We start from the raw sequence: 23,011 nt of genomic DNA, 5'->3' as shown, positions 1-23,011 counted from the left end.
TGCCGTCGGTGACGGATCCCTTACCCTAGGACCGCGCTAACAAGGAGCCCCCGTGTTTGAACATGTAGATGACTATGCCGGCGATCCGATCCTCTCCCTGATGGAGAGCTATCAGCGGGACGCCCGCGCGCACAAAGTGAATCTGAGCATCGGCCTGTACTATGACCAGCGGGGCGAGGTGCCGATGCTGGCCTCTGTCGCTACGGCGCTGGCCCGGCTGAACGCCGCGGCGCCGGCGGCACCGCTCTATCTGCCGATGGAGGGGATGGCAGACTACCGCAGCGCGGTGCAGTCGCTGCTGCTGGGGGACGATCATCCCGCGCTACGCGCGCGGCGGGTGGCGACCATCCAGACCCTGGGGGGCTCAGGCGCGCTCAAGGTGGGCGCGGACTTTCTGCGGCGATATTTTCCACGGGCCGAGGTCTGGGTCAGCGATCCGACCTGGGAGAATCATATCGCGATTTTCGAGGGCGCAGGGTTCCGGGTGCATCGCTATCCCTATTTTGACCCTCAGACGCTGGGCGTCTGCTTCGATGCCATGCTGGCGACGCTGGAACAGCTGCCGTCCCACAGCATCGTGCTGCTTCACCCCTGCTGTCATAATCCCACCGGTTCGGATCTGACGCCGGCGCAGTGGGATAGTCTGGTGTCGCTGCTGCGACGTCGGGCGCTGATCCCGTTTCTGGATATCGCCTATCAGGGGTTCGGCGGCGGCATGGAGCAGGATGCCTATGCTATCAGGACGATGGCCGCCGCAGGGCTGCCCTGCTTGGTCAGCAACTCGTTCTCTAAAATTTTCTCGCTGTACGGCGAGCGCGTCGGCGGTCTATCGGTCATGTGCAGCGATGAGGCCGAGGCCGGGCGGGTGCTGGGGCAACTGAAAGCGACGGTGCGGCGCAACTACTCCAGCCCGCCGCTGCACGGCGCCGCCTTGGTGGCCGCCGTGCTGAATGACGCCGCGTTACAGCGCCAGTGGCGCGAAGAGGTCGAGGCGATGCGCCTGCGCATCATCGCCATGCGCGAGCGGCTGGCGTCGCACCTCAACCTGGCGCTGCCGTCGCGCCGCTTTGACTACCTGTGTCAGCAGCGAGGCATGTTCAGCTATACCGGACTCAGTGCGCAGCAGGTCGGCGATCTGCGCCGGCGCGATGGCGTTTACCTGGTCGGCAGCGGGCGCATGTGCATGGCGGGACTCAACGAAGGCAACCTCGATCGCGTGGCCGCCGCGCTGGTTCGCGTCATGGCGTCGCAGGAATAGCGGCCGCGCGGGCGGACGCTGCGTAGATTCTGCGTTTAGTAACGCGTATCTCCCCTTGTCTACGCGTTACTGACGCGGCGTCTGGCTATCTTTACAGAACTTTCCGCTGCGTTTTCTTGCTGCCGGCTGTACAAAGAATATACTTATTGAGGACGTCGCAAGATGTGGTATCAGCATACCCTGGTTCTGCGGGCGAGACCGCGTGGTTTCCACCTGATTACTGCCGAGATTATTGCCGGCCTGCCCGCGCTGCGTCAGGTGCGGGTCAGGTTGTTGCACCTGCTGTTACAGCACACCTCTGCGTCGCTTACCCTCAATGAAAACTGTGATCCCACAGTGCGCTATGACATGGAAGGTTATTTTTCGCGCACGGTGCCGGACGGCGCTCCCTATGCGCACGACGATGAAGGCGCGGACGATATGCCCGCCCATATTGCGTCGTCTCTGCTGGGCGTCTCGCTGACGGTGCCGGTGCGTCAGGGCGCGTTACAGCTTGGAACCTGGCAGGGTATTTGGCTTGGCGAACACCGCATACAGGGCGGCGCGCGCCGTATTGTAGCAACCATACAAGGGGATAGGATTGATGAATGATTCGGCTTTTATGCAATACTGCCTGTCAAAGCCCGGCGCGCAGCAGAGCCTGCAAAATCGCTGGCGGACGCATCAGGCGCGCGTCGGCGGTGTTTTGTTTGCCATGGTTGAGAACGGCGAAGGGCGTCCGGCGGTCGCGGTGAAAACCAGCTGCGAACAGGCCACCCGCCTACGCAGCCTGCATAAAGACATCGTGCCGAGCCGTCGGCTGAACAAGGCGCACTGGAGCACCGTGTTTCTGGACGGCGCGATCAACGACTCGCTGCTGTATCAGCTGGTGGATAGCTCCTATCAGCTGGCGCTGCACCAGGCCAGCGACGTACACCCGCTACAGTAGCCCCTCCGTCGGCGCACCTATCGCCGGTGCGTGGCATCCGGCGTAGGGGCGGATGACGGCGTGTTTTTCCACGCCGTCAGGTTTCCTTAGGCATTGTCCAGGATCGGACGCAGGAAGCGGGCCGTATGGGAGGCTTCACAGCGGGCGACGGTTTCCGGCGTGCCGGCGACCAAGATCTCGCCGCCGCCGCTGCCGCCTTCCGGCCCCAGATCCACGATCCAGTCCGCCGTTTTGATCACGTCCAGATTGTGCTCGATAACCACGATGGTATTGCCCTGATCGCGCAGCTGGTGCAGTACCGCCAGCAGCTGCTGAATGTCGGCAAAGTGCAGACCGGTGGTCGGTTCATCCAGGATATACAGCGTTTGTCCGGTGCCGCGTTTGGAGAGCTCGCGTGAGAGTTTGACCCGCTGAGCCTCGCCGCCGGAGAGGGTGGTGGCCGACTGCCCTAGGCGAATATAGCCCAGGCCGACGTCCATCAGGGTCTGCAGCTTACGCGCCAGCGCAGGAACGGCGTCAAAAAAGCTGCGCGCCTCCTCAATGGTCATTTCCAGCACCTCGTGGATGCTTTTGCCCTTGTACTTGATCTCCAGCGTTTCACGGTTGTAGCGCTTGCCCTTGCACTGGTCGCATGGCACATAGATGTCCGGCAGGAAGTGCATCTCCACCTTGATGACCCCATCGCCCTGACAGGCCTCACAGCGCCCGCCGCGCACGTTAAAGCTGAAGCGTCCCGGGGTATAGCCGCGCGCCCGCGACTCCGGCACCCCGGAAAATAGCTCGCGGATCGGGGTAAAGATGCCGGTATAGGTCGCCGGATTGGAGCGCGGGGTTCGCCCGATGGGGCTCTGATCGATGTCGATCACCTTATCGAAATGCTCCAGCCCCTCGATGCTGCGGTAGGGGGCCGGTTCGCCCAGCGTGGCGCCGTTTAGCTGGCGCTGGGCGATGGGGAACAGCGTATCGTTGATCAGGGTGGACTTGCCGGAGCCGGAGACGCCGGTGATGCAGGTGAACAGCCCGACCGGCAGGGTCAGGGTCACCTCTTTCAGGTTATTGCCGCGTGCGCCGCTCAGCTTGAGCACCCGCGTTGGATCGGCGGCGACCCGCTGACGGGGCACGGCGATCTTCCGTTGACCGCTGAGGTACTGTCCGGTCAGGGAGCCCGGCGTCGCCATGATCTGATCCACGTTACCCTGGGCGACGATCTCGCCGCCGTGAACCCCGGCGCCCGGGCCGATATCGATGATGTGATCGGCGGCGCGGATGGCGTCCTCGTCGTGTTCGACCACGATCACCGTGTTGCCCAGGTTGCGCAGGTGCATCAGCGTATCGAGCAGGCGCTCGTTATCGCGCTGATGCAGGCCGATGGAGGGTTCATCGAGCACGTACATCACCCCGACCAGCCCGGCGCCGATCTGGCTGGCCAGACGAATACGCTGCGCCTCGCCGCCGGACAGGGTCTCGGCGGAGCGGGAGAGACTCAGGTAGTTCAGGCCGACGTTGACCAAAAACTGCAGGCGCTCGCCGATCTCTTTCAGCACCTTCTCGGCGATTTTGGCGCGCTGTCCCTCGAGCGCCAGTCCGTGGAAGAAGCGCAGCGCAGCGCCGATGCTGAGATCGGCTATCTGCGGCAGCGTGGTGTCTTCAATGAAGACGTTGCGCGCCTCTTCACGCAGGCGCGTCCCGCCGCAGGCGGCGCAGGGACGGTTGCTGATGAATTTGGCCAGCTCCTCGCGCACCGCGCTGGACTCGGTCTCTTTGTAGCGGCGCTCCATATTGTGCAGCACCCCTTCGAAGGGGTGACGACGTACGGTGGTATCGCCGCGATCGTTAATGTACTTGAATTCGATCTCGTCTTTGCCGGAGCCGTACAGCACCACGTGGCGCACCGTTTCATCCAGAGAGTCGAAGGGTGCCTCAATATCAAAATGATAATGGTCGGCCAGCGAGCGCAGCATCTGGAAATAGTAGAAGTTGCGGCGATCCCAGCCGCGAATGGCGCCGCCCGCCAGCGACAGCTCGCCGTTTTGTACCACCCGCTCCGGATCGAAATACTGCTGTACCCCGAGGCCGTCGCAGGTGGGGCAGGCGCCCGCCGGGTTATTGAAGGAGAACAGCCGTGGCTCCAGCTCCCGCATGCTGTAGCCGCACAGCGGGCAGGCGAAGTTGGCGGAAAATAGCATCTCTTCCGCCTGGGGATCGTCCATATCGGCGACCACCGCGCTACCGCCGGAGAGCTCCAGGGTGGTTTCAAACGACTCCGCCAGGCGCTGGGCCATATCGGCCTTCACCCGGAAGCGATCGACGACCACGTCGATGCTGTGTTTTTTCTGCAGCTCCAGCTTCGGCGGATCGGAGAGATCGCACACCTCGCCGTCGATCCGGGCGCGGATGTAGCCCTGCGCCGCTAGATTTTCCAGCGTCTTGCTGTGCTCCCCTTTGCGATCCTTGATGATCGGGGCCAGCAGCATCAGGCGTTTGCCCTCCGGCTGGGCCAGAACGTTGTCCACCATCTGGCTGACGGTCTGCGCCGCCAGCGGCGTGCCGTGCTGTGGACAGCGCGGCTCACCGACGCGGGCGAACAGCAGGCGCAGGTAGTCATGAATTTCAGTGATGGTTCCCACGGTGGATCTTGGATTGTGGGAGGTGGATTTCTGCTCGATGGAGATGGCCGGAGATAGCCCCTCGATATGGTCGACGTCCGGTTTTTCCATCAGCGACAGGAACTGGCGGGCGTAGGCAGAAAGGGATTCGACGTAGCGCCGCTGCCCTTCGGCATACAGGGTATCGAACGCCAGAGAGGATTTGCCGGATCCGGACAGACCGGTGATGACCACCAGTTTGTCGCGGGGGATAATCAGATTGATATTCTTGAGATTATGGGTGCGAGCACCGCGTATTTCTATTTTATCCATTGCCTACTTCCCGGATTAACAGTTACCGATCTCACCGTGCACACGCTGGATCAATGATTATGACATATCCGAAACTGAATGGATATCCAGTATTCGATAACCGATGTGGCGCGCCCTAAACCGGATCTCGAACGCCTGCACAAAACGATGATGAGTGCTCAAGCGTCGCTGGCGTGTTAGAATTTACGGTTTAGACTGAATAAATTTACTTCATCAGGAGAGTCGACATGGCCAGCAGAGGCGTAAATAAAGTGATTCTTATCGGGAATCTGGGTCAGGACCCGGAAGTCCGCTATATGCCGAACGGCGGCGCCGTTGCCAATTTGACGCTGGCAACTTCTGACAGCTGGCGTGACAAGCAGACCGGTGAGCAGAAAGAGCGCACCGAATGGCACCGTGTTGCGCTGTACGGCAAGCTGGCGGAGATCGCCGGTGAGTACCTGCGCAAAGGCTCTCAGGTGTACATCGAAGGTCAGCTGCGTACCCGTAAGTGGCAGGATCAGAGCGGCCAGGATCGCTACACCACGGAAGTCGTGGTCGATATCAGCGGCTCCATGCAGATGCTGGGTGGTCGCCAGGGCGGCGGCGCACCGATGGGCAACCAGGGGCAGCAGGGTGGCTGGGGTCAGCCGCAGCAGCCGCAGCCGTCGCAGGGTGCCGCGTTCAGCGGTGGCCAGTCGGCACCGCGTCAGCAGTCACAGCAGGGCGGCTATTCCGCGCCGGCCCAGCCAGCCGCGCCGCAGAGCAGCGAACCGCCGATGGACTTTGATGACGATATCCCGTTCTGATAACGCGCGGGTATTCCCCCTTAAAGCCCCGCAGCGCGGGGCTTTTTACTATTTTTGCCGCCAGAGAGCGGACACCACCCAGCATAACCGTTCCGTAGAGACGGGCGTCATGGGATAAGGGAGAACATATGGTATTACGACGGCTTTCCTGGATGGTCGGCAGCGGCGCCTGGCTGATGCCCTGGGTACTGCTGCTGTGGCAGTGGCTGGAGACCGGGCAGCATCAGGCGGCGATCTCGCCGCAGGCCTACAGCGGCTGGAAGATGACGGTACTGCTGGCCGATGCCGCCTTCGCCGGCGCGCTCTCGCTGCTGGCGCTGCTGGTCGGCGCCGTCGCGCTGGCGCGAACCCCGCAGGAGGTGCTGCGCCCGCTGCAGCGAATGGCGGAGCTGCTGGTGCTGGCGCTACCGCTGCTGTTTTGCCTGTTTGTCCTTGGGCTGTTCTGGGTGCACGGCTAAGCGGCGGGCGGCCCGGGCAAACGGGCCGCGCGGCGTATCAACCGGCCGTTAGCTCGTACTTCTTTATCTTGCGATAGAGGGTGGCAATGCCGATGCCCAGCTCCTCCGCCGCCTGCTTCTTGTTGCTGTAGCGCGCCAGCGCCTCGCGGATCATCTGTTTTTCCATCTCCTCCAGCGCCGTGCTGCCGTGATCGTCGCCGCAGGCTACGCTGCTCTGATAGGCGCTGTTATCTTCCCGATAGTTCAGGGTGACCTGCCCGTTGATCAGGTTGGGCGGCAGCAGCGCGGTGTCGATCACCTCGCCGCTGGGCACGACGTTGATCAGGTACTCCATCAGGTTACTCAGCTCGCGTACGTTGCCCGGCCAGCGGTAGCGCTTGAGCAGCATCATGACCTCCGGCGAAATGCCGGGATAGACCAGGCCGATGCGCTTGGTGTGCAGGTTAAGGAAGTAGTGGATCAGCAGCTCGATGTCGCCCTGCCGCTCGCGCAGCGGCGGCAGCGCCATCGGGATCACATTCAGGCGGTAGTAGAGGTCTTCGCGAAACTTACCGTCGGCGATGTACTGTTCCAAGTTTTGGTTGGTGGCGGAGATAATGCGAATATCGACGGCGATGGGGCTGCTGGAGCCGATGGGCTGTACCTCACGCGACTCGATGGCGCGCAGCAGTTTGGCCTGTAGGGTCAGCGGCATGTCGCCGATTTCGTCCAGAAACAGCGTTCCGTGGTTGGCGGCCTGGATCAGCCCCATTTTGCCGTTGGCGGAGGCGCCGGTGAAGGCGCCTTTCACGTAGCCGAACAGCTCGCTCTCCAGCAGCTGATCCGGAATGGCGGCGCAGTTGATGGCGATAAACGGCTTGTTATTGCGATCGCTGAGCTGGTGGATGGCGCGTGCCACCACCTCTTTACCGGTGCCGCTCTCGCCCACGATCAGTACGCTCGACGGGCTGGGCGCGATGCGGCTGATCAGCCGCTTCAGGTTGCGCATTGGGCGGCACTCTCCGACCAAGTGCTCGATGCGCGGATCGTCGGGGTTCAGCTCGACGTTCATCGGCGAGTGGGACTGATGGAACGCCATCAAAAAGAGCTGGTGGTCCTGAATATCGTGCAGCTGGCCGATAATCAGCTCTTGGTGCTGATCGAAAGCGACAATATGCTGCAGATGACCGCTGAGATAGTTCTGTTGATAGGTCAGCGGCCGAATATTAAATGTCTTACCAATAACTTGCTCATTAATGGCATTCAGCTGTTTTAATGCCGTGGCATTGGCAAACTGCGCCTGGTTATTTTCATCCAGAACCAAGACGCCCTGATCCATATTCTCGATCAGGCTGAGTAATATTTTGCTGGCGCCATCGTTTCCGCCCTGGCTTTCCAAGAGTTTAGAAACAAATATGTTGGATATATGCCGGACATAATCGGAGAACTCATGCAAATTATCCTTTATTCTCTCCTGCTGCTCCTGGGTAAAGGCCACCAGGCTGATAACGCCGATGCAGTTCCCCTGGAACAGGATCGGCGTCCCGAGAAAGGCCTTTTCCTTACAGTTGTCCTTACTGCTGCATCCCTCGCAGACCGGATCGAAGCGGGAGCGGATCACCACCTTTTCCTGCTTGGTATCGAGCACATAGCGCAGCAGACGTGAGTTGCTGTTGAGCTTGCGGCCAAAGAATTTACCGTAGGGGCCGGTGCCGGCGACGCGCGTCATGGTGGCATCGACGATCTCGACCTCCAGCTGCAGTACGCTGGAGAGCATTTTGGTAAAGCGCAGGATAGTGGGTTGGATCTGCATTAAAACGGATTGAGTGTTTGCGGGTGTCATAATTGAACCTTTCTTTAGCACTTAACCAGTTACCCTGCATTACGGGTATGTTGGCTGATGTTAGAACCTATTCCATTAGGCCATAAGCGTGTTCTTTTATCGCATGATACTAACTCAGCAATATTGAAGTTTGATAAAGAAGCGTTTCTTTTCGCCCGCGATACGACAAATATGTAAGAGCCATCACACTTTATTATCAAAATGAGAGATACACCCTTAACGTTATCAATATGGGTTGAGGATTACGGGGAAAGGGGGCGGAAATATTCCCGCTGCGGCCGGTCTTCTGCGTATTTACTCTGCTGATAATATGCATTCAATAGATAAAAACCGCCGTTTTCCGCTGCCGATGAGCACTATTTTGTGATGGCTCTCGCACAATGTTATGGGATCTCCGTTGGCCCCTCTGCAGAAAACAAATTTGGCACAGTTATTGTTTAAGTATTGCCAGTCGCTGTTATCGACTGTTTGCAGGTTGGACTCTCACCGCCTGTGCGGCGTAGCAGGTTAGTCAGGTAGCCAGTCATTTAATCATTAGGGCCATACGATGAAAACTGTTAATGAAATTATCAAGGATATCAACGCGCTCAAGTCTAATCTTCATGACAAGGACTTTCTGCTGACCTGGGAGCAGAGTCCGGAGGAGCTGAAGCTGGTGCTGGATGTCGCCGAGGCGCTGAAGACCATGCGCGCTGAAAATATCGCGACCAAAATCTTTAACAGCGGGCTGGGTATCTCCGTGTTCCGCGATAACTCGACCCGTACCCGTTTCTCCTATGCGTCCGCTCTGAACCTGCTGGGTCTGGCCCAGCAGGATCTGGATGAGGGTAAATCCCAAATCGCCCACGGCGAGACCGTGCGTGAAACCGCCAACATGATCTCCTTCTGCGCCGATGCCATCGGCATCCGTGACGATATGTTCCTGGGCGCCGGTAACGCCTACATGCGTGAGGTCGGCGCGGCGTTGGATGAGGGCTACGAGCAGGGCGTTCTTCCGCAGCGTCCGGCGCTGGTCAACCTGCAGTGCGACATCGACCACCCGACGCAGTCCATGGCCGATCTGGCCTGGCTGCGTGAGCACTTCGGCAGCCTGGAAAACCTGAAGGGCAAGAAGATCGCCATGACCTGGGCCTATTCTCCGAGCTATGGCAAGCCGCTGTCCGTGCCGCAGGGCATCATCGGCCTGATGACCCGCTTCGGGATGGACGTCACGCTGGCCCACCCGGAAGGCTATGACCTGATCCCTGACGTGGTGGAGGTCGCCCACAATAACGCCAAGGCGTCCGGCGGTAGCTTCCGTCAGGTGAGCTCCATGGAAGAGGCCTTCAAGGATGCGGATATTGTGTATCCCAAGTCCTGGGCGCCTTACAAGGTGATGGAGCAGCGCACCGAGCTGCTGCGCGCCAATGATCACGATGGCCTGAAGGCGCTGGAGAAACAGTGCCTGGCGCAGAACGCTAACCATAAAGATTGGCACTGCACCGAAGAGATGATGAAGCTGACCCGCGGCGGCGAAGCGCTGTATATGCACTGTCTGCCGGCCGATATCTCCGGCGTCTCCTGTGAGGAGGGCGAGGTGACTGAAGGGGTATTCGAGAAATACCGCATCGCCACCTATAAAGAGGCCAGCTGGAAGCCATACATCATCGCCGCGATGATCGTCGCCCGTAAATTCCCCAAACCGGGCCTGGTGCTGGAGCAGCTGCTCAAGGAAGCCCAGAAGCGTATTAAGTAACACCGTCGGCCGGTCGAGTCGGCCGGCCTCTCCGCCAGCGCGGATTTCTTATTCGATGGATGAGGTTGGGTTATGTCTGTTTTCTCGCTGAAGGTGGATATTGCGCAAAACCGTTTCTTCAATGGTGAAACGTCGCCACTGTTCTCCCGCGCAGAAGCGCAGAAAGCGCGGGCCTTTCATAAAAAAATCACCGGCTACCGTCCAACGCCGCTGTATGCCCTGGATGAACTGTCGCACCTGTTTGGCATCGGCAAGATCCTGGTGAAGGATGAGTCGCAGCGCTTTGGCCTGAACGCCTTCAAGATGTTGGGGGGCGCTTACGCCATTGCACGCCTGCTGTGCGAAAAGTATCACATGGATATCAATGAATTCTCCTTCGAGAAGCTCAAGTCCACCCTGACCGAGCGGATGACCTTTGCCACCACCACCGACGGCAACCACGGCCGCGGCGTGGCCTGGGCGGCGCAGCAGCTGGGGCAGCATGCCGTGGTGTACATGCCCAAGGGATCGGCGCGCGAACGCGTGGAGCATATCCGTAACCTGGGTGCCGAGTGCATCGTCACGGACATGAACTATGACGACACCGTGCGTCTGACCATGAAGACGGCGCAGGAGCGCGGCTGGGAGGTGGTACAGGATACCGCCTGGGAGGGCTACACCAAGATCCCAACCTGGATCATGCAGGGGTATGCCACGCTGGCGGATGAAGCGGTAGAGCAGATGACGCAGATGGGTATTGCCCGTCCGACCCACGTCTTCCTGCAGGCCGGCGTGGGCGCCATGGCCGGCGGGGTGCTGGGCTACCTGGTCGACGTCTACGGTGCGCAGAACCTGCACTCGGTGATCGTCGAGCCGGATCTGGCGGACTGCGTGTTCCGCTCCGGAGTGAAGGGCGAGATCGTCAACGTCGGCGGCGACATGGCCACCATCATGGCCGGCCTGGCCTGCGGCGAACCTAACCCGCTGGGCTGGCCGCTGCTGCGTAATTGCGCCACCCAGTTTATCTCCTGCCAGGATAAGGTGGCGGCGCTGGGCATGTGTGTGCTGGGCAACCCGCTGGGTCAGGATGCCCGCATTATCTCCGGCGAGTCGGGCGCCGTCGGCCTGGGGGTTCTGGCCGCCGTCCATCACCATCCGCGCCGCGAAGAGCTTATGAAGACGCTGGGGCTGAACCGTGACTCCGTGGTGCTGCTGATCAGCACCGAAGGGGACACCGATGTGAAGCACTACCGTGAAGTGGTTTGGGAAGGGAAATACCCGGCGTGTGAATAAGCGCGGGGGCATCGTTGAATTCATGCTCCCCGCCTGGCGGGGGGATCACCACTGGAGAAGAATATAATGGCTAAGCAAGTTCCGTTCGATATGATTCTGGAGAAGGCGCATCAGTATAAAGACGACATGTCCCGTTTCCTGCGCGACATGATTGCCATCCCCAGTGAAAGCTGTGATGAAAAGCGCGTCGTGCAGCGCATCAAAGAAGAGATGGAGAAGGTGGGCTTCGATCGGGTTGAGATCGACCCGATGGGCAACGTGCTGGGCTATGTGGGCCACGGTCCGCACCTGATCGCCATGGATGCCCACATCGACACCGTCGGCATCGGCAACATCAAAAACTGGACCTTCGACCCCTATGAGGGGATGGAGACCGACGATCTGATCGGCGGGCGCGGCGCGTCGGATCAGGAAGGCGGCATGGCCTCCATGGTGTATGCCGGTAAGATCATCAAGGATCTGGGGCTGGAGGATCAGTATACCCTGCTGGTGACCGGTACCGTTCAAGAGGAGGACTGCGACGGCCTGTGCTGGCAGTACATCATCGAGCAGTCCAAGATCCGTCCGGAGTTCGTGGTCAGCACCGAGCCGACCGACTGCCAGATCTACCGCGGCCAGCGCGGACGCATGGAGATCCGCATCGACGTGCAGGGCGTCAGCTGCCATGGCTCCGCGCCGGAGCGCGGCGACAACGCCATCTTCAAGATGGGGCCGATCCTCAACGAACTGCAGGAGCTGTCGCAGAGCCTGGGGTACGACGAATTCCTTGGTAAGGGAACCCTGACGGTATCCGAGATCTTCTTTACCTCACCGAGCCGCTGCGCCGTGGCCGATAGCTGCGCCGTCTCCATCGACCGTCGCCTGACCTGGGGCGAGACCTGGGAAGGGGCGCTGGAGGAGATCCGTGCGCTGCCGGCGGTGCAGGCGGCTAACGCCACCGTCTCCATGTATAACTACGATCGTCCCTCCTACACCGGGCTGGTCTACCCGACCGAGTGCTACTTCCCCACCTGGAAGGTTGAAGAGGATCATGTCACGGTGAAAACCCTGAGCCGGGCCTACCAGGGGCTGTTCCATAAGCAGCCGGTGGTCGATAAGTGGACCTTCTCTACCAACGGCGTTTCCATCATGGGCCGCCACGGTATCCCGGTGATCGGCTTTGGTCCGGGCAAAGAGCCGGAGGCGCACGCGCCGAACGAGAAAACCTGGAAGGATCACCTGGTGACCTGCGCGGCGATGTATGCCGCCATCCCGCTGACCTATCTTGAGCAGCTGAAGAAGTAATCCTGACGCTATCTTCCCCGGCACCGTGCGTGCCGGGGTCTCTTTGCGGAGTCACGACGATGAAAAGCCTGATCAAAAACGGCACGGTGGTGAATCACGACGGCGAACGGCGCGCGGACGTGCTGATCGAACACGGCATTATCAGCCGCCTGGATCCCGGCCTGTCGGAGGATGAGGCGGACGAAGTGATCGACGCCGAAGGTTGCTACGTGATGCCCGGCGGGGTGGACGTACACACCCACTTTAATATCGATGTCGGCCTGGCCCGCAGCTGTGATGATTTTTTTACCGGTACCCGCGCGGCGGCGTGTGGCGGTACAACAACCATTATCGACCATATGGGCTTTGGCCCGAAGGGCTGCTCTCTGCATCACCAGCTGGCGGCCTATCACGGCTACGCCGCGGACAAGGCGGTGATCGACTACGGCTTTCACGGCGTAATCCAGCATATTGATGCGGCGATCCTCGACGAAATGGCCTCGATGGTGCAGGAGGAGGGGATCAGCAGCTTTAAGCTCTATCTGACCTACGGCTTTAAGCTGGACGACGATGCGGTGCTGCGCGCGCTGCGCCGTCTGCATCAGGTCGGCGCGCTGACCACGGTGCACCCGGAAAACGATGCCGCCATCGCCCAGCGACGCGCCCATTATCTGACCAACGGTCAGGTCGCGCCGATCTTCCATGCCCGCAGCCGTCCGCTGGAGTGCGAGGCGGAGGCCATTGCGCGCATGATCAATCTGGCGCAGCTGGCGGGGAACGCGCCGCTGTATATCGTTCACCTGTCCAACGGACTGGGGCTGGACTATCTGCGTCTGGCCCGCGCGCGCCATCAGCCGGTGTGGGTCGAGACCTGCCCGCAGTACCTGCTGCTGGATGAACGCAGCTATCTGCGCGAAGACGGCCTGAAGTTTATTCTCAGCCCACCGCTGCGCAACCTGCGCGAACAGGATGCGCTGTGGTGTGGCATCAGCGACGGCGCCATCGACGTGGTGGCCACCGACCACTGCACCTTCCCCTACCGCCAGCGGCTGGCGCTCTCCGGCGGTAACTTTAGCCGCTGTCCCAACGGCCTGCCGGGCGTTGAAAACCGGATGCTGCTGCTGTTTTCCGCCGGGGTCATGACCGGACGTATCTCGCTGCCGCATTTCGTGTCGCTGACCAGCGCGACCCCGGCGCGCCTGTTTGGGCTGTGGCCGCAGAAGGGGGCGATCGCGCCGGGCGCCGACGCCGATGTGGTGATAATCGATCCGCGCCGGACGACGACGGTGCGTCACTGCGACTTACATGACAACGCCGACTACAGCCCCTATGAGGGCATGGTATGCCGGGGGGCTATTCGCCATACCCTGGCGCGCGGCGAGCGTATTTTTAGTGAGGGCGAGTTTAGCGCCGAGCCGGGGCGCGGGCGTTTCCTGAAGCGAAAGGCGTTTCAGGCACCGGTATAAGCAGTACGGCTGCGCCCGCATACCGCCGGGAAGCTTGCGCGACGGGATGCAGTCCGGTCCAACAACATACGAGTGAGGATATGATGAAGAAAAAAATCGTGCTCGCGCTGGGGGGAAACGCACTGGGCGAGGGGCTGGCCGAGCAGATGAAGGCGGTGAAGACCACGGCGCGGGCGATTGTCGATTTGATAGCGCAGGGGCACCAGGTGGTGGTCACCCACGGTAACGGTCCGCAGGTGGGGATGATCAACCAGGCGTTTGAGGCGGCGGCGAAAACCGAGGCCCATACGCCGATGCTGCCGATGTCGGTCTGCGTCGCGCTCAGTCAGGGGTACATCGGCTACGATCTGCAGAACGCGCTGCGCGAGGAGCTGCGGGATCGCGGCATGCAGACGCCGGTGGCGACGCTGATCACCCAGGTGGAGGTCGATGGAAACGATCCGGCCTTCCTCAATCCGACCAAGCCGATCGGCTCCTTCTTTACGCAGCAGGAGGCGGAGCTGCTGACGCGCAATGGCTACAACATGAAAGAGGACGCTGGGCGCGGCTATCGCCGCGTTGTCGCCTCGCCGAAGCCGGTGGACATTATTGAGAAAGAGACCGTTAAGGCGATGATCAACGCCGGCCAGGTGGTGATCACCGTCGGCGGCGGCGGGATCCCGGTGATCCGCGAGGGCAATCACCTGCGCGGCGCCAGCGCGGTGATCGACAAGGACTGGGCCAGCGCCAAGCTGGCGGAGATGATCGACGCCGACATGCTGATCATCTTGACGGCGGTGGAGAAGGTCGCCATCAACTTTGGTAAGCCGAACCAGCAGTGGCTCGATCGCCTGAGCCTGACGGACGCCCAGCGCTTTATCGATGAGGGGCACTTTGCCAAGGGCTCCATGCTGCCGAAGGTGGAGGCTGCGCTCTCCTTTGCGCGCACCCGTCCGGGGCGCGAGGCGCTGATCACCGTACTGGATAAAGCCAAAGAGGGGATCGAGGGGAAAACCGGCACCGTGGTGTGTCAGTAACCGCAGGGAAAATCTAAAGGGGCGCTTGGCGCCCCTTTTTACTGTCTGACGGTCCGAACGCACACTAGGGGCGCGGGCTCAGCTTCATCATCGCCTCTAGCACCGCGCCGCCGATGGCGCGCGCCTTATCGGAGACGGTGGTGTAGTCGGCCTGCGCTCCGCGCGGATCGACGTCGCCGATTTTAAACCCGGCGCTGACCTCCAGCCCCTCGCTCAGCAGGCCGCGTACCATCCCCTGCAGCGGGGAGACCACCGGCGTCGTATCGATATGGGCGATGATATCGCCCTCGTTGACCAGATCGCCCAGCTTAACGCAGCAGTGCATGATGCCAGCGTGCGGGGCGCGGATCACCCGGCGGGTGGTGTGGCCATTAATGTTGCCCGGGATCCCGGTATTGGCCTGGGCAAAGCCGCGGTAGATCACCCGCCCAAGGTGGTGTCCACGGTTGGTTTCGATCACCGCGTCGCAGTCTTGGCCCGCCTCGAAGCCGGGGCCGAGGGCGACGGTCACCGGGGCCATATCGCGGCGGGTGCCCAGGTTTTGCTTGGCCAGAATGGCATCGACCAGATAGTGGGGCTGCAGCGCCGCCAGCGTAAGGCACTGCGGATCGACCAGCACCGGGATGATCCCCTGCTCGATTAGGCTGAAGGCCTGCTCGGCGCCGTCGGCGCGGCGGGCGGTGACGCCTTCGACCGTGCTCTCCCCGTCGAAGACGGCCTGGGCAAAGGCGACGCTGCGGCGGATCACCGTCGGCTTGGCGACCTCCAGCATCAGTACCTGAAACCCAGCGTGGTACAGCCTCAGCGCGACGCCGGTGGCGATATCGCCGGCGCCGCGGATCGCCACCAGGCGATTGCGCTGCAGACGGATATTCTGTTTCATCAGGCCGCCGGCGGCGCGGTTTTTGATCTGCAGCACCTCGGCCAGAATGCTGATGGCGATCTCCTCCGGCGTTTCGGCGCCGATGTTATAGCCGATGGGGGCATGCAGACGCGCCAGCTGCGCTTCGTCCGTGCCGCTCTGGCGCAGCTGCTGGCAGAAGGTCTGTACCTTGCGACGGCTTCCCAGCAGGCCGAGGTAGTTCAGGGGTTTATCGATCAGGCAGTCGAGCGCCTCTTTGTCCTGACTGTTGGTGGCGATGATGACAAAGCTCTCTTCTTCTATCTGCATTTCATTGATAAGTTTAGTGAAATTATCACCGTGGTGCAGGCGGGTGCCGGCGGGAAACAGCGCGGGATCCAGGCTGTCTTGGTAGGTATCGGCGACGTGGATGTCAAAGCCCAGCGAGGCGGCGGCGTGGGCGATGGCGCGGTTGACGTGGCCGGCGCCGATCAGCACCAGGCGCGGGCGCAGGCCGTGAACGTCGATATAGACCGACATGGCGCCGCCGCAGTCGGAGCCGACGGCGTCCTGGCCGCTGCGCGCCATGCGGCCGTGGAATACGCGCGGCTTGCGCTCGGCCAGCGCCAGCATGGCCTGCTCAATGACCAGCCGTTCGATCATGCCTCCGCCGATGGTGCCGATGATGCCGCCGTCTTTCAGTACCAGCATCTGTGCCGAATGACGCGGCGTGGAGCCACGGCTCTCGATGATTTGAGCCATGGCAAACGGGCGGTTTTGTTCCTCGAGTTTCGCAGCTTGTGCAAAGATATTCATAACGACCTCAATGTCGACTGCCTTGTTGTTATTCCCGGCGCGGCGGCGGGCCGGCGCGGGTATCGTTGTTGTCATGGCGCTGCAGAATGCGCGTAATCGGGGGCTGTTCACGGACGGCGCCGAGCCAGATGGCGTCCAGCGTCCCGTCGTTCAGCAGGGCATACAGGCTGGCGTCCGTGACGTTATCAGATTGATAAAATCGGTTGATCAGCCAGACCCTGCGCGCCGTGGCCGGGGTGCCTTTGAACATCCCCTGCGGGTGGCGGATAAAGCGGCCCATCGCCGTCATATCCAGGCACTCGCCCTCTGTCAGGCCGCTGTGGGCGGCGAACAGCGGCCAACGGTGTACACAGCGCTCGCCGACCGGATGCCCTAACGTTTGTCCCCCGCTGACGGCAATCACGCAGTGGCTACGCTCAGGGATGCAAGGTTCGTGCCCCGCCGGCGCCTTCAGCGGCAGGCGGTGGGCGCCATCGGCCTCTACCAGGATCACATCGACCAGGCTGCGCTGGGACAGGGTATCGATCTGGGCCGGGGTAAAGCCTTGCACCTTACCCAGAGCAGGGTCCCAGGCGGCGAAGCAGGCGGTGATCGCCGAGCGCAGCGCCGCGGCGGGGAGGGCGGCCGGATGGCGGCAAAACAGCGTGGGGAGGGTATCCGGCAGATACATGCGGGTGGTGGTGGTGACCATCACCCGCAGGCCGCGCTCGGCAAAGGCGTGCGCCAGCCAGTGCAGGGCGCTGGTTTTTCCGCCGGCGCCGATCAGGCTTATCATCAGCGGGCCGGGCTTCGCATGGCGGTCCCTCAGCACCTCCTGCAGTTCGGGTATCATGGCGTTCGGCATATGTGCTATTAATAGAACCGGTGCCCCGCGGCCATTTTTATTCATCGCGTTGTATCCGCGCGCCGTGTCCGGCGGCGGAGCTCGGCGTCGATGTCAACGGGCTGCAATTGCCATCATGATGCCGACAGGGCGCAGCGCTAATGCTCCTAATCCAGTGGAAAAATAGAATGATGCAGCTAACAGAGAATATTATTCCCGAGGCGGTAGAGGGGATCATTACCGCCGCGGGGCTCTCTTCGCGGATGGGACAGTGGAAAATGATGCTGCCCTATCGCGGTGGCACCCTTCTGGATGCCAGTATTAATAACGCATTGGGGTTTTGTCAGCAAATTATATTGGTCGTTGGCTTTCGTGCAGACGAATTGCTGCAGCGCTACGGAGATCATCCAAGAATTCGCACGGTGGTTAATCCCGATTATCGCAGTGGGTTATTTTCCTCCGTTCGCTGCGGCGCGGCGGCGGTGCGAAGCGACTACTGTTTTATTAGCCACGGCGATATTCCCTGTCTGACGCCGGCGCTGTTTTCCCGCCTGTGGCAGCGGCGCGGTCCCTATGCCCTGATGCCGCGCTATCGGGGGACGCCCGGCCATCCTGTGCTGCTGCCGCGTGCGCTGCTGCCGCAGGCTGGACAGCGTTATCCCCAGCGCAGCATGCGTGAATATTTGTTAGCAAAGGATTATCGTTATCTTGATATAAATACGCCTGAAATTATTCTGGATGTCGATACGCCGCAGGCCTATCAATTGCTATTGGGTAAGTAAGGCATTTGCTTTTTATATTTAAGCGATTGCGTTCACAGTTAAAATAATTATCGCAAAATTCGCATATCAAAGTGATACATCCTCTCTTTTTTTGATAATCTCACCGTCGCTGAATAAGCGGCGCGGAGGCCGCTGTGGTTTATTGATTTATATTCTCATTTGACTCGTGTGAGCTATTTCACAAATAGATAAAACAATTAGATATTACTCACGATTTTTATCATCCAAGGAATAGGAATAAATATCTGGCGTGATTGTTGCTGATATCTGGGTAGCCGCCGGTGTGCGCGGGACGTACCCCGGTAAATCGATATCAGCGTTATGTCGCAGCAAGGAGAGAGTCATGGGTGATATTATGCGTCCCGTTCCGTTTGAGGAGCTTCTGACGCGCATTTTTGATGAATACCATCAAAGCCGCTCTATCTTTGGTATTCCCGAGCAGCAGTTTTACCGTAAGGATAATCAGCGCCTGATCAAGGTGTTCGGTGAAACCTGTGAGACCCCCATCGGCCCTGCCGCCGGCCCCCATACCCAGCTGGCGCAAAACATCATCGTCTCCTGGCTGACCGGCGGTCGTTTTATTGAGCTGAAAACCGTACAGATCCTCGATCGTCTGGAGCTGGATAAGCCCTGTATCGATGCGGAAGACGAGTGCTTTAACACCGAATGGTCCACTGAGTTCACGCTGCTGAAGGCGCACGATGAGTATCTGAAAGCCTGGTTCGCCCTGCATCTGCTGGAGGAGATCTTCGATCCGCGCACCCAGGGTGAGGCCAAATCCTTCATTTTCAACATGAGCGTGGGGTATAACCTCGACGGCATCAAGCAGCCGTCGATGCAGCAGTTTATTCACGACATGATGGACTCTGCCTCGCATCCCAAGTTTGCCGAGTACCGCCGCATCCTGGCGCGCTGGGTCGGCGACGAGGCCTTCCTGTCCCGGCTGGGGCTGGCTGAGCGGCGCGATCGTCTGACGGCGCTGGCCGCGGGTATTCCCGCGGACATGGCGCACGGCGTTACCCTGTCGACCATGCACGGCTGTCCGCCGGACGAGATTGAAGCTATCTGCCGCTACATGCTGGAAGAGAAGCACCTGAACACCTTTGTGAAGCTGAATCCGACCCTGTTGGGCTATGCGCGGGTGCGCGAGATCCTTGATACCTGTGGCTTTGACTACATCGGGCTGAAAGAGGAGTCCTTCGATCACGATCTGAAGCTGGCGCAGGCGCTGGAGATGCTGAAGCGCCTGATGACGCTGGGTCGGGAGAAGCAGCTGAGCTTTGGCGTTAAGCTGACCAATACCCTGGGCACCATCAACAATAAAGGGGCGCTGCCCGGCGGAGAGATGTACATGTCCGGTCGCGCGCTGTTCCCACTCTCCATCAACGTGGCGGCGGTGCTGTCGCGCGCCTTTAACGGCGAGCTGCCGATCTCCTACTCCGGCGGCGCCAGTAAATTCAACATCCGCGATATCTTTGAGACCGGTATCCGGCCGATCACCATGGCGACCGACCTGCTGAAGCCGGGTGGTTACCTGCGGCTGACCGAGTGCATGCGCGAGCTGGATCGCTCTGAATACTGGGATATGCCGAAGGTGGACGTCGCACGGCTGGAGGCGCTGGCCGCCCGCGCCGTCAGCATGGAGTACACCCAGAAGCAGTGGAAGTCCGACGATCGCATCGACGCCGGCGGTCCGCTGCCGCAGACCGACTGCTATGTGGCGCCCTGCGTCACCGCCTGCGCTATTAAGCAGGATATTCCGGAATATATCCGTCTGATGGGCGAAGGGCGCTACGCCGACGCGCTGGCGGTGATCTATCAGCGTAACGCGCTGCCGGCGATTACCGGCCATATCTGCGATCACCAGTGCCAGTACAACTGCACCCGCTTGGACTATGACAGTGCGCTGAATATCCGCGAGCTGAAGAAGGTGGCGCTGGAGCGCGGCTGGCAGGAGTACAAGCAGCGCTGGCACAAGCCGGCCGGCTCTGGGAACAAACACCCGGTGGCGGTGATCGGCGCCGGCCCCGCCGGGCTCTCCGCCGGTTACTTCCTGGCCCGCGCCGGGCACCCGGTGACCCTGTTTGAGCGCGAGGCCAACGCCGGTGGGGTGGTGAAGAACATCATTCCGCAGTTCCGCATCCCGGGCGAACTGATCGCCCACGATATCGAGTTTGTCGCCGATCACGGCGTGAAGTTTGCGTTCGGCTGCGATCCGCAGCTGACGGTCGAGCAGCTGCAGCAGCAGGGCTTCGCCTATGTGCTGGTCGGGGTTGGGGCCGATAAGAACAGCGGCGTGCGTCTGGAGGGTGACAACCGCAACGTCTATCGCTCTCTGCCGTTCCTGCGCGACTACAACCGCGGCGTTGCGCTGAAGCTGGGCAAACACGTGGCGGTGGTCGGCGCCGGTAACACGGCGATGGACTGCGCCCGCGCCGCCCTGCGCGTGCCGGGGGTCGACGATGTCACGGTGCTCTACCGCCGTACCCTAAATGAGATGCCGGCCTACCGCGAGGAGTATCAAGAGGCGCTGGAGGACGGGGTGAAATTCATGTTCCTGACCAACCCGGAGCGCTTCGAGCAGGACGGCACCCTGGTGGCGCGCGTCATGGCGCTCGGCGAGCCGGATGCGCAGGGGCGTCGCCGTCCGGTCGCGACGGAGCGCACCGTGACGCTGCAGATGGACGCCCTGATCACCGCGATCGGCGAGCAGGCCGACTGCGAGCGCCTGGCGGCGATGGGGGTTCCGTTGGACGACAGCGGCTGGCCGGCGGTACGCGATGCCAGCGGTGAAACGACGCGTGAGAACGTGTTCCTGATCGGTGACGTGCAAAGTGGACCCTCGTCCATCGTGGCCGCCATCGGCACCGCCCGCCGGGCGACGGATGCGATTCTGGCGCGGGAGAGCATTGCGAGCAGCTACGGCGATAAGTACTGGAACAACGTCGATCCGGCGCGCATCTACCAGCGTAAAGGGGCGATCTCCGTCACGCTGGTGGACAAAGATGACCGCGACGCCTTCGTGGCGCAGGAGGCGCAGCGCTGCCTGGAGTGTAACTACGTGTGCAGCAAGTGCGTGGATGTCTGCCCGAACCGTGCCAACGTCTCTATCGCGGTGCCGGGATTCCAGAACCGTTTCCAGACCCTGCATATTGACGCCTACTGCAACGAATGCGGCAACTGCGCCCAGTTCTGTCCGTGGCAGGGAAAACCCTACAAAGACAAGATCACCATCTTCAGCCTGGCGCAGGATTTTACTAACAGCACCAACCCCGGCTTCCTGGTTGAGGGATCTCAGGTGAGCGTGCGTCAGGACGCGCAGATCTGGCAGCTGCGCATCGACGAGGCGGGCGAATTCGCCGAGGTGCCGCCGGCGCTCAGCGACATGTGCCGCATCATCAGCCACGTTCATCGCCATCATCACTATCTGCTGGGCCGGGTGGAGGAATAATCATGCTGATTCTGAAGAACGTCACCGCCGTACAGTTTGAGCCGGCGCGGGTCCTGGAAGGGGTCGATATCGCCATCGACGGCGCGGAGATCCGCGCCGTGGGTGACAACCTGCGTGCGCAGTACCCCGAGGCCCGAGTTAAGGAGATGCACGGGCGTCTGGTGATGCCGGGCATCGTCTGCGCTCACAACCATTTTTACTCCGGTCTGTCGCGCGGCATCATGGCCAACATCGCGCCGTGCCCGGACTTTATCTCTACGCTGAAGAACCTGTGGTGGCGCCTGGATCGGGCGCTGGATGAGGAGTCGCTGTACTACAGCGGGCTGATCTGTTCGCTGGAGGCGATTAAGAGCGGCTGTACCGCGGTGATCGACCATCACGCCTCGCCCAACTATATCGCCGGCTCTCTGGCGACCCTGCGCCAGGGATTTCTGAAGGCCGGTCTGCGCGGCATGACCTGTTTTGAGACCACCGATCGCAACGGTGGCACCCGAGAGCTGCAGGCGGGAGTAGAGGAGAATATCCGCTTCGCTCACCTGATCGACGACGCCAAGGCGAAGGGGAGCGAGCCCTACCTGGTGGAGGCGCACATCGGTGCCCACGCGCCCTTTACCGTCTCCAACGCCGGTCTGGATATGCTGCGAGAGGCCCTGCGCGCCACCGGGCGCGGGCTGCATATTCACGCGGCGGAGGATCGCTATGATGTTTCCCACGGCCACGACAAATATGGGCAGGATCTGGTGGTTCGCCTGGCCGAGTATGATCTGATTAACGATAAGACCCTGTTGGCCCACGGGCTGTATCTCTCCGATGAGGACATTCGCATCCTCAACGCGCAGGATGCCTTCCTGGTGCACAACGCCCGCTCCAATATGAATAACCACGTCGGCTACAACCAGCGTCTGGCGCAGTATCGCAATCTGGCGCTCGGCACCGACGGCATCGGCGCGGATATGTTTGAAGAGCTGAAGTTTGCCTTCTTTAAACACCGCGACGCCGGTGGCCCGCTGTGGCCGGATAGCTTTACTCGCTTCTTGTACAACGGCAACCAGCTGCTTGACCGTAACTTTGGCGCCCGCTTTGGCCGTCTGGAGGCGGGCTATAAGGCGGATCTGACCATCTGCGACTACCCGTCACCGACGCCGCTGGCGGCGCAGAACATCGGTGGGCATCTGGCCTTCGGCCTGGGCGCATCCAGCGTGCATAGCGTGATGGTCGAAGGGGTGATGGTGTATGAGGATCGCGCGTTCCCGTTTGACGTCGAGCCGATTTACGCCGAAGCCCGCAGGGTCGCCGCCAAGATGTGGCAGCGTATGGATGCACTGAACTGAGACCATAAAACCGCGCGGGCTTTGGCCCGTGCGGTTTTGCACA

General features: G+C 61.0%; 17 protein-coding genes. 13 read left to right on the top strand and 4 right to left on the bottom strand.

The window, feature by feature from the left end:
* Positions 1-52 precede the first annotated feature (52 nt).
* The 3 genes from L1P05_RS15250 (at position 53) to L1P05_RS15240 (ending at position 2,186) form a co-directional block, all read left to right on the top strand.
* Positions 53-1,258 carry an amino acid aminotransferase gene (locus tag L1P05_RS15250; RefSeq protein WP_012849997.1) on the top strand — a complete coding sequence of 402 codons (1,206 nt, stop codon included), beginning with the start codon at positions 53-55 and terminating at the stop codon, positions 1,256-1,258.
* 162 nt (positions 1,259-1,420) lie between these two features.
* Positions 1,421-1,849 carry a secondary thiamine-phosphate synthase enzyme YjbQ gene (locus L1P05_RS15245; RefSeq protein WP_012849996.1) on the top strand — a complete coding sequence of 143 codons (429 nt, stop codon included), beginning with the start codon at positions 1,421-1,423 and terminating at the stop codon, positions 1,847-1,849.
* Positions 1,842-2,186: an MmcQ/YjbR family DNA-binding protein gene (locus tag L1P05_RS15240; protein ID WP_015462401.1), complete on the top strand. Its 345-nt coding sequence runs from the start codon at positions 1,842-1,844 to the stop codon at positions 2,184-2,186. Before L1P05_RS15245 ends, L1P05_RS15240 begins: the two co-directional genes overlap by 8 nt.
* A gap of 86 nt (positions 2,187-2,272) precedes the next feature.
* On the opposite strand, the gene uvrA is transcribed toward L1P05_RS15240, so the two are convergent.
* The gene (uvrA, locus tag L1P05_RS15235) at positions 2,273-5,104 is read right to left on the bottom strand and encodes an excinuclease ABC subunit UvrA (RefSeq protein WP_012849994.1); all 2,832 of its coding nucleotides are present in this window, start codon (positions 5,102-5,104) and stop codon (positions 2,273-2,275) included.
* A gap of 227 nt (positions 5,105-5,331) precedes the next feature.
* On the opposite strand from uvrA, the gene L1P05_RS15230 reads away from it, so the two are divergent.
* Positions 5,332-5,892 carry a single-stranded DNA-binding protein gene (locus L1P05_RS15230; protein WP_012849993.1) on the top strand — a complete coding sequence of 187 codons (561 nt, stop codon included), beginning with the start codon at positions 5,332-5,334 and terminating at the stop codon, positions 5,890-5,892.
* 128 nt (positions 5,893-6,020) lie between these two features.
* A complete protein-coding gene (locus L1P05_RS15225) occupies positions 6,021-6,350 on the top strand; it encodes a hypothetical protein (protein ID WP_012849992.1) in 330 nt (109 codons plus the stop codon).
* A 37-nt stretch (positions 6,351-6,387) separates the two neighbouring features.
* Here the strand turns inward: L1P05_RS15225 and L1P05_RS15220 are convergent, their stop codons facing one another.
* Positions 6,388-8,172 (bottom strand): sigma-54 interaction domain-containing protein, encoded by a 1,785-nt coding sequence (locus tag L1P05_RS15220; RefSeq protein WP_015462399.1) that lies wholly within the window; start codon positions 8,170-8,172, stop codon positions 6,388-6,390.
* A gap of 547 nt (positions 8,173-8,719) precedes the next feature.
* Here L1P05_RS15220 and ygeW point away from each other — a divergent pair.
* From ygeW to arcC, 5 genes are all read left to right on the top strand, one after another.
* Positions 8,720-9,907, top strand: coding sequence for a knotted carbamoyltransferase YgeW (gene ygeW / locus L1P05_RS15215; RefSeq protein WP_012849988.1), 1,188 nt, complete (start codon positions 8,720-8,722; stop codon positions 9,905-9,907).
* Between the two features lie 72 nt (positions 9,908-9,979).
* Positions 9,980-11,179 (top strand): diaminopropionate ammonia-lyase, encoded by a 1,200-nt coding sequence (gene dpaL, locus L1P05_RS15210; protein WP_012849987.1) that lies wholly within the window; start codon positions 9,980-9,982, stop codon positions 11,177-11,179.
* 66 nt (positions 11,180-11,245) lie between these two features.
* A complete protein-coding gene (locus L1P05_RS15205; protein WP_012849986.1) occupies positions 11,246-12,463 on the top strand; it encodes a YgeY family selenium metabolism-linked hydrolase in 1,218 nt (405 codons plus the stop codon).
* A gap of 59 nt (positions 12,464-12,522) precedes the next feature.
* A complete protein-coding gene (gene hydA / locus L1P05_RS15200) occupies positions 12,523-13,908 on the top strand; it encodes a dihydropyrimidinase (protein WP_012849985.1) in 1,386 nt (461 codons plus the stop codon).
* Positions 13,909-13,991: 83 nt separating this feature from the next.
* Positions 13,992-14,924, top strand: coding sequence for a carbamate kinase (gene arcC / locus L1P05_RS15195; RefSeq protein WP_012849984.1), 933 nt, complete (start codon positions 13,992-13,994; stop codon positions 14,922-14,924).
* Positions 14,925-14,988: 64 nt separating this feature from the next.
* Here the strand turns inward: arcC and yqeB are convergent, their stop codons facing one another.
* Together yqeB and yqeC are read right to left on the bottom strand one after the other, a co-directional pair.
* The gene (gene yqeB, locus L1P05_RS15190) at positions 14,989-16,581 is read right to left on the bottom strand and encodes a selenium-dependent molybdenum cofactor biosynthesis protein YqeB (RefSeq protein ID WP_012849983.1); all 1,593 of its coding nucleotides are present in this window, start codon (positions 16,579-16,581) and stop codon (positions 14,989-14,991) included.
* 28 nt (positions 16,582-16,609) lie between these two features.
* Entirely contained in the window at positions 16,610-17,413 is an 804-nt protein-coding gene (yqeC, locus tag L1P05_RS15185; RefSeq protein ID WP_045474572.1) for a selenium cofactor biosynthesis protein YqeC, read from the bottom strand.
* A 179-nt stretch (positions 17,414-17,592) separates the two neighbouring features.
* Between yqeC and L1P05_RS15180 the strand changes: the two genes are divergently transcribed.
* The 3 genes from L1P05_RS15180 (at position 17,593) to ssnA (ending at position 22,968) form a co-directional block, all read left to right on the top strand.
* The gene (locus L1P05_RS15180; protein WP_012849980.1) at positions 17,593-18,186 is read left to right on the top strand and encodes an NTP transferase domain-containing protein; all 594 of its coding nucleotides are present in this window, start codon (positions 17,593-17,595) and stop codon (positions 18,184-18,186) included.
* Between the two features lie 343 nt (positions 18,187-18,529).
* Positions 18,530-21,637: a putative selenate reductase subunit YgfK gene (ygfK, locus tag L1P05_RS15175; RefSeq protein ID WP_012849979.1), complete on the top strand. Its 3,108-nt coding sequence runs from the start codon at positions 18,530-18,532 to the stop codon at positions 21,635-21,637.
* Between the two features lie 2 nt (positions 21,638-21,639).
* Positions 21,640-22,968, top strand: coding sequence for a putative aminohydrolase SsnA (ssnA, locus tag L1P05_RS15170; protein ID WP_012849978.1), 1,329 nt, complete (start codon positions 21,640-21,642; stop codon positions 22,966-22,968).
* The last annotated feature ends 43 nt before the right edge of the window (positions 22,969-23,011 follow it).

Source organism: Edwardsiella piscicida (assembly GCF_021733145.1).
GTDB lineage: Bacteria > Pseudomonadota > Gammaproteobacteria > Enterobacterales > Enterobacteriaceae > Edwardsiella > Edwardsiella piscicida.
Note: the sequence above shows the minus strand (reverse complement) of the source record. Positions and strands in the feature narration are given on the sequence as shown.

Coding starts and splice junctions, on each gene's coding strand:
- L1P05_RS15245 (WP_012849996.1), top strand. CDS start 1,421: ATGTGGTATCAGCATACCCTGGTTCTGCGGGCGAGACCGCGTGGTTTC.
- L1P05_RS15240 (WP_015462401.1), top strand. CDS start 1,842: ATGAATGATTCGGCTTTTATGCAATACTGCCTGTCAAAGCCCGGCGCG.
- uvrA (WP_012849994.1), bottom strand. CDS start 5,104: ATGGATAAAATAGAAATACGCGGTGCTCGCACCCATAATCTCAAGAAT.
- L1P05_RS15230 (WP_012849993.1), top strand. CDS start 5,332: ATGGCCAGCAGAGGCGTAAATAAAGTGATTCTTATCGGGAATCTGGGT.
- L1P05_RS15225 (WP_012849992.1), top strand. CDS start 6,021: ATGGTATTACGACGGCTTTCCTGGATGGTCGGCAGCGGCGCCTGGCTG.
- L1P05_RS15220 (WP_015462399.1), bottom strand. CDS start 8,172: ATGACACCCGCAAACACTCAATCCGTTTTAATGCAGATCCAACCCACT.
- ygeW (WP_012849988.1), top strand. CDS start 8,720: ATGAAAACTGTTAATGAAATTATCAAGGATATCAACGCGCTCAAGTCT.
- dpaL (WP_012849987.1), top strand. CDS start 9,980: ATGTCTGTTTTCTCGCTGAAGGTGGATATTGCGCAAAACCGTTTCTTC.
- L1P05_RS15205 (WP_012849986.1), top strand. CDS start 11,246: ATGGCTAAGCAAGTTCCGTTCGATATGATTCTGGAGAAGGCGCATCAG.
- hydA (WP_012849985.1), top strand. CDS start 12,523: ATGAAAAGCCTGATCAAAAACGGCACGGTGGTGAATCACGACGGCGAA.
- arcC (WP_012849984.1), top strand. CDS start 13,992: ATGAAGAAAAAAATCGTGCTCGCGCTGGGGGGAAACGCACTGGGCGAG.
- yqeB (WP_012849983.1), bottom strand. CDS start 16,581: ATGAATATCTTTGCACAAGCTGCGAAACTCGAGGAACAAAACCGCCCG.
- yqeC (WP_045474572.1), bottom strand. CDS start 17,413: ATGATACCCGAACTGCAGGAGGTGCTGAGGGACCGCCATGCGAAGCCC.
- L1P05_RS15180 (WP_012849980.1), top strand. CDS start 17,593: ATGATGCAGCTAACAGAGAATATTATTCCCGAGGCGGTAGAGGGGATC.
- ygfK (WP_012849979.1), top strand. CDS start 18,530: ATGGGTGATATTATGCGTCCCGTTCCGTTTGAGGAGCTTCTGACGCGC.
- ssnA (WP_012849978.1), top strand. CDS start 21,640: ATGCTGATTCTGAAGAACGTCACCGCCGTACAGTTTGAGCCGGCGCGG.